Below are 10673 nucleotides of genomic sequence, written 5' to 3' on the forward strand. Positions count from 1 at the left end.
ATGTCCGAGTCCCCCGCCCCGCGCCCCTCCCGCCCGCTGCCGCCGGTAGCCATCGTGATCGGCGTGCTGTTTTTCTTCGGCCTGCTCGGGCTGATGATCTACGGGGTTATGAAATCGGGTGATCCGCAGCGCGACGTGCTGCCATCGGCGCTGATCGACAAGCCGGCGCCAGCGTTCGCGCTGCCGGTGCTGCACGACCCGGAAATGATCGTGCACAGCGACGAACTGCGTGGCGCGCCGTACCTGTTGAACGTGTGGGGCAGCTGGTGCGCGGCCTGCCGCGAGGAACACCCGGTGCTGACCCGTTTCGCCGAGAGCAAGCGCGTGCGCGTGATCGGCTACAACTGGAAGGATGAACCGACCGATGCCCTGCATTGGCTGGAACAGCTGGGCAACCCGTTCATGGTCGTGCTCAGCGACGTGGAAGGCCGCACCGCGATCGACTGGGGCGTGACCGCCGCACCGGAAACCTTCCTTGTCGACGGCAGCGGCATCGTGCGCTGGAAGTACAGCGGCGCGATGACCCAGCGCGTGGTCGACGAGAAGCTGATCCCGGCGCTGGAGAAGATCGAGAAGGCCCAGGGCAATGCCGGCAGCACGTTGCACACGGCGCCCTGAGCCCATGCGCTGGCTGCTGGCGCTGCTGCTCCTGATGCTGCCGCTGGCCGCGCTGGCACAGCAGCCGCTGCATGATCCGCAGCCGCTGCAGTTCCGCGATGGCGCCGAAGAACGCCGCTTCCACGACCTGGCTGCGCAGCTGCGCTGCGTGCAGTGCCAGAACCAGTCGCTGGCCGATTCCAACGCGCAGATCGCGCAGGACCTGCGCCGCGAGGTGCTGCAGCTGATGCAGCAGGGCCACGACGACGCGCAGATCAAGCAGTTCCTGGTCGCGCGCTACGGTGAGTTCGTGCTCTATCAGCCACCATTGCAGCCGGGCACCTGGCTGCTGTGGGGCGGTCCCCTGCTGATGCTCGGTGCGGGTGCTCTGGTGGTGCTGGGCATCGTCCGCCGCCGTGGCCGTACGGTTGGCGCCGCAGCGGCCGGCAAGGCCGATGAAGGAGACGGATGGTGAGCCATTGGCTGCCGATGCTGGCCGGTCTGGTTGCTGCGTTGATGGCAGCGCTGGTGCTGTGGCCGCTGCGCCACTCTGGCCGCCGCGGTTTCGTGGTCGGCGTGTTCGCACTGGGCGTGGCCGGTGCCTGCCTGTATCTGCTGGTCGGTGATCCGCGTGCAGCACAGGTGCAACCGACGCCTTCGGTAGCCACCCTGCGCGATGGCGTGCAGGCCCTGCAGGATGCACTGAAGCGTGACCCACAGCGGGCCGATGGCTGGGCGCTGCTGGGCCGGTCGCAAGCCGAACTGGGCAATGCCGCAGCCGCGGCGGACGCGTTCGCGCGGGCCGCCACTCTCGCCCCGGAAGACCCCGGCGTGCTGGTGGAAGCGGCGCAGGCACGTGCGCAGGCCGATGCCGGCAAGCAGTTCGATGACACGGCGATGGCCTGGCTGCAGCAGGCGCGTGCGCTGGCGCCCGATGCCGAGCGTGCCAGCTGGCTGCTGGGTATCGCCCTGCGCCAGCGCGGAAAGAATGCCGAGGCCGCAGATGTGTGGAGCGGCCTGCTGCCACGGCTTGAGCCCGGCGCCGCGCAGGCGCTGCAGGCGCAGATCGCCATCGCCCGTGAAGCCGCCGGTCAGCCGTCCGATGCAGCCGTTGCGGCGCCACCGGCGCTGTTGCAGGTGCGCGTGCAGTTGCCTGCGTTGAAGGGCACCGAGTGGCCGGCCAGCACCCAGGTATTCGTGCTGGCCCGCGCCGTGGGTGGACCGCCGATGCCGGTGGCCGCACGCAAGCTGCCCTTGGCCGGATTCCCGGCCACGGTCGGGCTGGGTGACGCTGACAGCCCGATGCCAACCGCACCGCTGTCGGCCCATCGCGAAGTGGAAGTGCTGGCACGCATCTCGCGCACCGGCAGCGCCAACCGCAGCGAGGATGACCTGCAGAGCGTGCCGGTGAAGGTGAGCCTGCCCCACGACGGTGTTGTGGAGCTGCGCTTCCCGTAACGCGCCGCGGTAGTGCCGGCCGCTGGCCGGCAACCTCATGAATCCTGATGCGCCTGCGAGGTTGCCGGCCAGCGGCCGGCACTACCTGCATCGCCGATGGAAACCAGCGTGTCGCCAGCTCCACATGCGGCCCCGCTAGAATGCCTGCATGACCGAATTCATCCCGCCCGGCACCCGCTTCCACGCCCTGCCCTCGCCCTTCCCGTTCAAGCGCGGCGGCGCCCTGCACGGCGCGCGCGTCGCCTATGAGACCTGGGGAACACTGGCGGCCGACGCCAGCAACGCGATCCTGATCGTGACCGGCCTCTCGCCGGATGCACATGCGGCAGCCAACGACGCCAACCCGGCAACGGGCTGGTGGGAAGGCATGGTCGGACCCGGCAAGGCGATCGATACCGACCGCTGGTTCGTGGTCTGCGTGAACTCGCTGGGCAGCTGCAAGGGCTCGACCGGTCCGGCCTCGCTCAACCCGGCCACCGGCCAACCGTATCGTCTCGACTTCCCCGAGCTGTCGATCGAAGACGGCGCGCGCGCCGCGATCGAAGTCGTGCGCGCCCTGGGCATCGAACAGCTGGCCTGCGTGGTCGGCAATTCGATGGGCGGCATGACCGCGTTGGCCGTGCTGATGCTGCACCCGGGCATTGCGCGCAGCCACGTCAACATTTCCGGCAGCGCGCAGGCGCTGCCGTTTTCCATCGCGATCCGCTCGCTGCAGCGCGAAGCGATCCGCCTTGATCCACGCTGGAATGGTGGCCACTACGACGACGACGCGTATCCCGAGTCCGGCATGCGCATGGCGCGCAAGCTGGGCGTGATCACCTACCGTTCGGCACTGGAATGGGATGGCCGCTTCGGCCGCGTGCGGCTGGATTCGGACCAGACCGACGACGATCCGTTCGGTCTGGAATTCCAGGTGGAAAGCTACCTGGAAGGCCACGCACGGCGCTTCGTGCGTTTCTTCGACCCCAACTGCTATCTGTACCTGAGCCGCTCGATGGACTGGTTCGACCTGGCCGAGTATGCCGATGGCGATGTGCTGGCCGGGCTGGCGAAGATCCGGGTGGAGAAGGCGCTGGCCATCGGCGCCAACACCGACATCCTGTTCCCGGTGCAGCAGCAGCAGCAGGTCGCCGATGGCCTGCGTGCCGGAGGCGCTGACGCCCATTTCATCGGATTGGAGTCACCGCAGGGTCACGACGCCTTCCTGGTCGACTTCGATCGTTTCGGCCCCGCCGTGCGCGGCTTCCTCGACGCGCTGTAGTGGCTTGGCGGCGCAACCTGGCGCTCGCCGCGTTCGGCGCGTTGATCGCGCTGATGGTCAGCGGTGTGCTGCCGCTGTGGCTGGGTGGTTGGTGCATGCTGGCCAGCGCGGTTTCGTTCGCGCTGTACGGCCAGGACAAGCGCGCGGCGCAGCGAAAGCAATGGCGCATTCCCGAACGCACCCTGCAACTGCTGGCCTTTGCCGGTGGCTGGCCGGGCGCGCTGCTGGGCCAGGCGCTGTTCCGACACAAGCACCGCAAGGCCGCATTCCAGTGGGTGTTCTGGTTGTGCGTGCTGGCCAACGTGGCCTCGATCGCGGTGATGCTGCGCGAGTTCTCGCGGTAACCCTCGCAATCGGTAGTGCCGGCCGCTGGCCGGCAATTCCGTGTCCGCATCAAGCGCCATGAGGTTGCCGGCCAGCGGCCGGCACTACCGGTTCACGCTTCGCGGACCAGAGCCCCGTCGCGCAACCGGTACTGCGCATCGACCACGCCTTCGGGCAGGTCGTCGTGGGTGATCATCAACAGGCTGCGCCCGTCCAGCAAACCGGAAAGGTCCTGCAGCAACGCACGTGCGGTATCCACGTCGAGGCCTTCGGTCGGTTCGTCCAGCAGCAGGATCGGCGCATTGCGCAGCAGTGCACGGGCCAACGCCAACCGCCGCGCCTGCCCGGCCGACATCGTCGCGCCGTTCTCGCCCACCCAGGCCTGCAGGCCGCCGTTGCGCTCGGCCCATTCGCCCAGGCGCACGCGGCGCAGCACCGCCCACAAGGCGGCGTCGCTGGCATCGGGATCACCCAACCGCAGGTTCTCGGCCACGCTGCCGGCAAACACCGGCGCGTTCTGCGGCAGCCACGCCAGTTGCCGGTGCCAGTCGGCCTGGGCGAAATCACGCAGGTCGCGGCCACCGTAGGTCAGCCGTCCCTGCTGCGGATCCCACAGCCGCAGCAGCAGGCTCGACAGCGTGGTCTTGCCACTGCCGCTGTCGCCGCGAATCGCGATGCGTTCGCCTGGCGCCAGGGTCAGCTGCAGGCCGGACAACACCGGCCGCGCGCCGCCTGGCCACTGGAAATGCACGTCATCCCAATGCACGCGCGCAGCCGGCGGCACCACCTGTGGCGCCTGCGGATCGTCCACCGTCGGCGCTTGCTCGACGATCGCCTGCAGGCGATCGGCGGCAATGCGCCCGGACTGCAGCGACTGCCAGGCCAGGCCCATGCCGGCCCACAGCTCGACCAACGCCACGGTCAGGAACATCAAACCTGCGGCCATTTCCGGTGCGATGCGCTGCTGCTCGGCCGCGTGCAGGGCCAACGCCAGCATCGCCACCAGGCCCAGCCCCGCCACCAGGCCGTGCAGGGTCGAGGCCGCGATCAGGCGCCAGCGGCGGCGGCGGTCACGCGATGCCAGCTGCTTGGCAGCTACGCGTACCTTCAGCTGCCACGCTGCATCGGCATGCAGCGCGGCCAGGTCACCCGCACCTTCCAACCCTTCAAAGGCCGCGGTGCGCAATGCGGCACGATGCGCGGCACGGTCGGCCTCTTCGTCGTCATGGCCACGCACGCCCAGCCACGGCACGCCGAAGGCGATCAGCAGCGCCAGCACCGCCAGCAGCACCGCAGCCGACGGCAGGATCAGTGCCGCCGAAACGATCGCGACCAGCGACAATCCGCCCAACGCCACCAGCGGCCCGATCGCACGCACCAGCAGGCCGTCCACTTCACCGATGTCGCCGAGCAGGCGCGCCAGAAGGTCGCCGGTGCGCGTAGCCCCCAATCGTGCGGGTGCCAGCGGCAACGCGCGGCGGAAGAACCACACGCGCAGGTCGCGGGCGATGCGCAGCGTGGCGTCGTGGCCGACCAGCTTCTCGAAATAGCGCGACACGATGCGCGCCATCGTCAGCCCGCGTATACCCGCGGACGGTGAGAAGAAGTTGAAGCCTTGGCCGAGGCCGGCCGCGCCAGCCAACGCGGCGGCGGTGAGGAAGCCACCGGACAGGCCAAGCAATGCGGTGCCGGCCAGCATGGTGGTCCACAGCAGCAGCACGGTCAGCAGCAGGCGCGGCCGATGGCGCAGGAACACCGCGCGCAGCGAATCAGGCGAACGGCTCATGCGCCCACCGCCTGTGCCGGTTCGACCAGGCGCCCTTCCGGCAGCAGCAGGCAGCGGTCGGCCCAGGCGATCACCGCCGGGCTGTGGGTGGCGACCACCACACTGCGGCCCCGCGCATAGGCAGCCAGGCTGCGCAGCAGTGCGGCCTCGGTATCGGCGTCGAGAAACGCGGTGGGTTCGTCCAGCAACAGGACCTGCGGGTCGCGCAGCAACAACCGGGCCAGGCCGATACGACGGGCTTCGCCGCCGGACAGGCCGAAGCCACGTTCGCCGATCACCGTGTCCAGGCCCTGTGGCAGGCGCTGTGCGAACTGCAGCACCTGCGCGGCCTCGGCCACCGCACGAAGACGCGCATCGCTGGCACCCGGATCGGCCAGCCGCAGGTTGTCGGCGATGCTGCCGTGGAACAGGTAGGGGCGCTGGCTGGCATAGGCCACCTGCACACCGGGACGCAGCTGCAGCTTGCCGGCGCGCGGCGGCAGCCAGCCGGCCAGCGCTTCCAGCAGGGTGCTTTTACCGGAACCGCTGGGACCAACCAGGGCCAGGCGCTGGCCCGGCTCCAGCCGCAGGTCCAGATCCCGCAGCACATCCTGCGGCGCGCCCAGCGGGCGCAGCACCAGCCCTTGTGCCTGCAGCGGCGGCAACGCGGCCTCGGCCGGCTCCACCGCCAGCGGTGCAACCTCGTTCTCGACCAGGCCCTGCTCATCGGGCAGCGACTGCAGCAGGCGCTCCACTTCGGCGGCGGCGGCCAGTGCATTGGCGCGATCATGGTAGTGCGCGGCCAGCCGTCGCAGCGGCGCATAGAATTCCGGTGCCAGCAGCAGGCAGAACAGCCCCGCACCCAGCGTCGGCACCGCTGCATGCAGCGACATCATGCCCAGATAGCTCAGGCCCAGGTACAGCGCCACCATCGCCACGCTCACCGAGGCGAAGAATTCCAGCACCGTGGACGACAGGAAGGCAATCCGCAGCACCTTCAGCGTGCGCACGCGCACGCCTTCAGCGGCAGCCTCGATACCCTCCAGCTCGGCGTCACCGCGGCCATACAGGCGTAGCAGGCCCAGGCCCTTGATGCGGTCGGCGAAATGGCCGCTCATGCGTGCCAGCTCACCCAGCTGCGCACGGCCGGCCGCTTCGGCGCCCCAGCCCACCAGCATCATGAAAAACGGCACCAGTGGCGCGGTGAACAGCAGGATCAGCGCCACCACCCAGTCCACCCAGGCCACCGCGGCCAGGATCAGCAGCGGCACCACCACCACTTCAGTGCGCACCGGCAGGAAGCCGCTGTAATAGCTCTCGATCGCATCACCGTGATGCAGCATCAGTTCGCCCAGTTCGCCGGTGCGGCGCTGCCGCAGCCACAGTGGGCCGTGGCCCAGCAGGCGTGCGAACACGCGTTCGCGCAATGCCAGGCGCGCGGCGTCGGCCACGTCACCGGCGGCGGCCTGGGTGGCGCTGCCCAGCAGGGTGCGCAGCACCAGGATCACCGCCAATCCCGCCAGCACCGGCAGGCCAGAGGCCAGCGGCACGCGCTCCACCAGCACCTGCTGCACCAGCCAGGCGATGGCGGCAGCCTGGCCGATCAACAGTGCGCCGGACAGGCTGATGCACAGCGCGGCCAGGCGCTGGCGGCCCCGGGCGGAGCGTGCCAGGTCGGCCAGCCAGGCCGTGCGCACACGCCGCTGGCGGGCGGTTTCAGCTTCCGGGGACAGGCCGTCAGGGGTCGTTTCGGCAGCGCTCAAGAGGTCTTCACGGGCAACGGGGGAGACACGGCATTGTAGGCGCAGGCAATAGCCCGCCCCTGCGGCCGGCGGTCGCAGTCTTCATCAGGTTGGCATACGATCAACCGGGGCACCTGTTCATACATTGATCTGGATCAAGGCTGTTTGAAGTAGTCGGTCACATCATTCACGTCGTAGACCACCCTTCCCGCCACCTGCAACGGCACTATCCAACGAGGTAGCCAGGCCATGATTGATCAGACAGTCGTAGAACTGTCGCGGCTGCAATTCGCGCTGACCGCGATGTACCACTTCCTATTCGTACCGCTCACCCTCGGCCTGTCCTTCATGGTGGCCATCATGGAGAGCGTGTATGTGATGACCGGCAAGGAGATCTGGCGCAGGATGACCCTGTTCTGGGGCGTCCTGTTCGGCATCAACTTCGCCATGGGCGTTGCCACCGGCATCGTCATGGAATTCCAGTTCGGCATGAACTGGTCCTACTACAGCCACTACGTGGGTGACATCTTCGGTGCGCCACTGGCGATCGAAGGCCTGATGGCGTTCTTCCTGGAAGCCACCTTCGTCGGCCTGTTCTTCTTCGGCTGGAACCGCCTGAGCAAGGTCAAGCACCTGATGGTGACCTGGCTGATGGCGCTGGGGACCAACCTGTCGGCGATCTGGATCCTGGTGGCCAATGGCTGGATGCAGAACCCGACCGGTGCGGTGTTCAACCCGGAAACCATGCGCATGGAAGTGGTCGACTTCATGGCGGTGGTGTTCAACCCGGTGGCGCAGGCCAAGTTCGTGCACACCGTCAGCGCCGGCTACGTGACCGGTGCGGTGTTCGTGATGGCGATCAGCGCGTTGTTCCTGCTGCGCAACAAGCACAAGGACCTGGCCCGCCGTTCGTTTGCGGTGGCCGCGGCGTTCGGCCTGCTGTCATCGCTGTCGGTGGTCGTGCTGGGTGACGAGAGCGGTTACGCCGCCAGCGAACACCAGAAGATGAAGCTGGCCGCGATCGAAGCGATGTGGGAGACCGAGCGTGCACCGGCCGACTTCACCGCCTTCGGCATCCCCAACCAGGAGACCCACCAGAACGACTACGCGGTGAAGATCCCCTACCTGATGGGCCTGATCGCCACCCGCTCGTTGAACCAGCCGATTCCCGGCATCCTGGAACTGGTCGAGCGCGCCGAACACCGCGTGCGTGGCGGCCAGCTGGCCTACGGTGCATTGGAACGCCTGCGCGCCAACAAGAACGACGTTGAAGCGCGCGAGATGTTCGACCGTCACTGGCAGGACCTGGGCCACGGCCTGCTGCTCAAGCGCTATCGCGATGACATCCTCAACGCCACCCCGCAGGAAATCTCGCAGGCGGCGATGGACACGGTGCCTCGCGTGATGCCGTTGTTCTGGACCTTCCGCGTGATGGCCGGCCTCGGCTTCTACCTCATCGCTTTCTTCGCCCTGGCCTTCTACTACTCCTGCCGCAACAATTTCCAGGACAAGCGCTGGTTCCTCAAGCTGGCCCTGTGGACGCTGCCGGCACCGTGGATCGCGATCGAGTGCGGCTGGTTCGTGGCCGAGTATGGTCGCCAGCCGTGGGCGGTCGATGGCGTGCTGCCGACCTTCTATGCAGCATCGGGGCTGGCCCTGCATGAAATCGTGCTGACCCTGGCCGGCTTCACTGCCATCTACACCGCGCTGATCGTGGTCGAGATCAAGCTGATGCTCAAGGCGATCCGCAAGGGTCCGGACGAGGTGCTGCCGTCACTGCAGTCGCCCCAGCCGCATGCTTCCCACAATGCCTCGGCGCCGGCCGCCGGCCAGGCCTGAGGCAGGAGAACCAAGATGGATTTCATTCTTCTGGACTACACCACGCTGCGCGTGATCTGGTGGCTGCTGCTCGGCATCCTGCTGATCGGTTTCGCCGTGATGGATGGTTTCGACCTGGGCGTGGGCACCCTGCTGCCCTTCGTCGCCCGCAACGACGCTGAGCGCCGGCTGGTGATCAATACCATCGGTCCGGTATGGGAAGGCAACCAGGTGTGGCTGATCCTGGGCGGCGGCGCGATCTTCGCCGCATGGCCGCCGCTCTACGCGGTCAGCTTCTCCGGGTTCTACCTGGCGATGTTCGTGATCCTGTTCGCGCTGATCCTGCGACCGGTCGGCTTCAAGTTCCGCAGCAAGATGCCCAGCGAGCGCTGGCGCAACACCTGGGACTGGGCGCTGTTCATCGGTGGCTTCATCCCGGCGCTGATCATGGGCGTGGCGGTGGGCAACGTGGTGCTGGGCGTGCCGTTCCACTTCGATGACAGCATGCGCATCTTCTACACCGGCTCGTTCTTCGGCCTGCTGATGCCCTTCGCGCTGCTGGCCGGCCTGCTCAGCGTGTCGATGCTGGTCGCCCACGGTGCCGCCATGCTGGTGCTGAAGACCGACGGCCCGGTGGCCGAACGTGCGGCCCGTTTCGGCAGCATCGCCGCGATCATCGCCTTCGTGCTGTTCGCGGTGGGCGGTGCCTGGGTGGCCTTCGGCCTGCCGGGTTACCAGATCACCTCGCAGGTGGTCACCGACGGCGCCACCAATCCGCTGCTGAAGACCGCCGAACTCGGCGCCGCCGGTGGCTGGATGCGCAACTACAGCGCCATGCCGGCCACGATCCTGGCGCCGCTGCTGGGCCTGGCCGGACTGCTGGCCAGTGCGGTACTGCTGCGGGCCCGTCGCGGCGGCTTGGCCTTCATCGCCTCCGGGGCCGCCATCGCCGGCATCATCCTGACCGTCGGCTTTGCGATCTTCCCGTTCCTGCTGCCGTCCTCGAGCCAGCCCACCTCCAGCCTGACCGTGTGGGACGCCTCGTCCAGCCACCTGACCCTGTGGATCATGCTGCTGGCCACGGCGGTGTTCCTGCCGATCATCCTCGCCTACACCACCTGGGTGTACCGCGTGCTGAAGGGCAAGACCACCACCGAAGAGATGGGCAACAACCCGAACGCGTATTGATTGCTTGCACGTGTGCCGACCAACGGTCGGCACCTACCCGGAATGAAGGAGACTGATCATGTGGTATTTCGCCTGGATTCTCGGTGCCGGCCTCGCCTCGACGGTGGCCATCCTCAACGGCATGTGGTTCGAAGCCCGCGAGCAGAACCGCATCGAGAAGGAAAATCGTCGCTGAGCTGTAAAAAAGCCTTGCCGCCTTGGCCTTCACACGGTATCTTAGGCGGCTCCTTCGGGGTGTAGCTCAGTCTGGTAGAGCGCTACGTTCGGGACGTAGAGGTCGCAGGTTCGAATCCTGTCTCCCCGACCACTTCGGTGGTCGCATTGAAGCCTGGTGAAGTCGTCCAGGCTTTTTTGTTCCCTGAAGTGGCACTGCTTCGGCAGTGTGAAGAAAACAGCATTCACCCCTTGCCGCCATCGGGGTGAATCGCTAGAATAGGCGGCTCCCTTCGGGGTGTAGCTCAGTCTGGTAGAGCGCTACGTTCGGGACGTAGAGGTCGCAGGTTCGAATCCTGTCTCCCCG

The 10673-nt window shown here is 67.5% G+C and carries 10 protein-coding genes and 2 tRNA genes; 10 read left to right on the top strand and 2 right to left on the bottom strand.

Annotated features, from left to right (window positions below; genetic code table 11):
- From O0K41_RS10955 to O0K41_RS10975, 5 genes are all read left to right on the top strand, one after another.
- Positions 1 to 618: a DsbE family thiol:disulfide interchange protein gene (locus tag O0K41_RS10955; protein WP_005410345.1), complete on the top strand. Its 618-nt coding sequence runs from the start codon at positions 1 to 3 to the stop codon at positions 616 to 618.
- Between the two features lie 4 nt (positions 619 to 622).
- On the top strand, positions 623 to 1072 hold the full coding sequence (locus O0K41_RS10960) for a cytochrome c-type biogenesis protein (RefSeq protein WP_005413991.1): 450 nt from the start codon (positions 623 to 625) through the stop codon (positions 1070 to 1072).
- A complete protein-coding gene (locus tag O0K41_RS10965) occupies positions 1066 to 2055 on the top strand; it encodes a cytochrome c biogenesis protein (protein WP_049459788.1) in 990 nt (329 codons plus the stop codon). Before O0K41_RS10960 ends, O0K41_RS10965 begins: the two co-directional genes overlap by 7 nt.
- A 148-nt stretch (positions 2056 to 2203) precedes the next feature.
- Complete coding sequence (locus tag O0K41_RS10970; protein WP_088435924.1) at positions 2204 to 3316, top strand: homoserine O-acetyltransferase; 1113 nt, start codon at positions 2204 to 2206, stop codon at positions 3314 to 3316.
- Positions 3316 to 3660 (top strand): DUF1294 domain-containing protein, encoded by a 345-nt coding sequence (locus O0K41_RS10975; protein WP_005413994.1) that lies wholly within the window; start codon positions 3316 to 3318, stop codon positions 3658 to 3660. Before O0K41_RS10970 ends, O0K41_RS10975 begins: the two co-directional genes overlap by 1 nt.
- Before the next feature lie 92 nt (positions 3661 to 3752).
- On the opposite strand, the gene cydC is transcribed toward O0K41_RS10975, so the two are convergent.
- Positions 3753 to 5426 (bottom strand): thiol reductant ABC exporter subunit CydC, encoded by a 1674-nt coding sequence (gene cydC, locus O0K41_RS10980; RefSeq protein WP_088435925.1) that lies wholly within the window; start codon positions 5424 to 5426, stop codon positions 3753 to 3755.
- A complete protein-coding gene (gene cydD / locus O0K41_RS10985; RefSeq protein WP_108270380.1) occupies positions 5423 to 7168 on the bottom strand; it encodes a thiol reductant ABC exporter subunit CydD in 1746 nt (581 codons plus the stop codon). Before cydD ends, cydC begins: the two co-directional genes overlap by 4 nt.
- Positions 7169 to 7396: 228 nt before the next feature.
- Here cydD and O0K41_RS10990 point away from each other — a divergent pair, with 228 nt between their 5' ends.
- From O0K41_RS10990 to O0K41_RS11010, 5 genes are all read left to right on the top strand, one after another.
- Positions 7397 to 8986, top strand: a complete 1590-nt coding sequence (locus O0K41_RS10990; RefSeq protein ID WP_005410352.1) for a cytochrome ubiquinol oxidase subunit I — start codon at positions 7397 to 7399, stop codon at positions 8984 to 8986.
- Positions 8987 to 9001: 15 nt separating this feature from the next.
- The gene (gene cydB / locus O0K41_RS10995; RefSeq protein ID WP_005410353.1) at positions 9002 to 10153 is read left to right on the top strand and encodes a cytochrome d ubiquinol oxidase subunit II; all 1152 of its coding nucleotides are present in this window, start codon (positions 9002 to 9004) and stop codon (positions 10151 to 10153) included.
- Positions 10154 to 10211: 58 nt separating this feature from the next.
- The gene (cydX, locus tag O0K41_RS11000) at positions 10212 to 10328 is read left to right on the top strand and encodes a cytochrome bd-I oxidase subunit CydX (protein WP_005410354.1); all 117 of its coding nucleotides are present in this window, start codon (positions 10212 to 10214) and stop codon (positions 10326 to 10328) included.
- Between the two features lie 55 nt (positions 10329 to 10383).
- Positions 10384 to 10460 (top strand) — tRNA-Pro (locus O0K41_RS11005).
- A gap of 140 nt (positions 10461 to 10600) precedes the next feature.
- Positions 10601 to 10673: transfer RNA gene (locus tag O0K41_RS11010), tRNA-Pro, on the top strand.

Origin of the sequence: Stenotrophomonas sp. Sm2128, from assembly GCF_030985535.1 — a bacterium.
In the GTDB taxonomy this organism is placed as follows: domain Bacteria; phylum Pseudomonadota; class Gammaproteobacteria; order Xanthomonadales; family Xanthomonadaceae; genus Stenotrophomonas; species Stenotrophomonas maltophilia.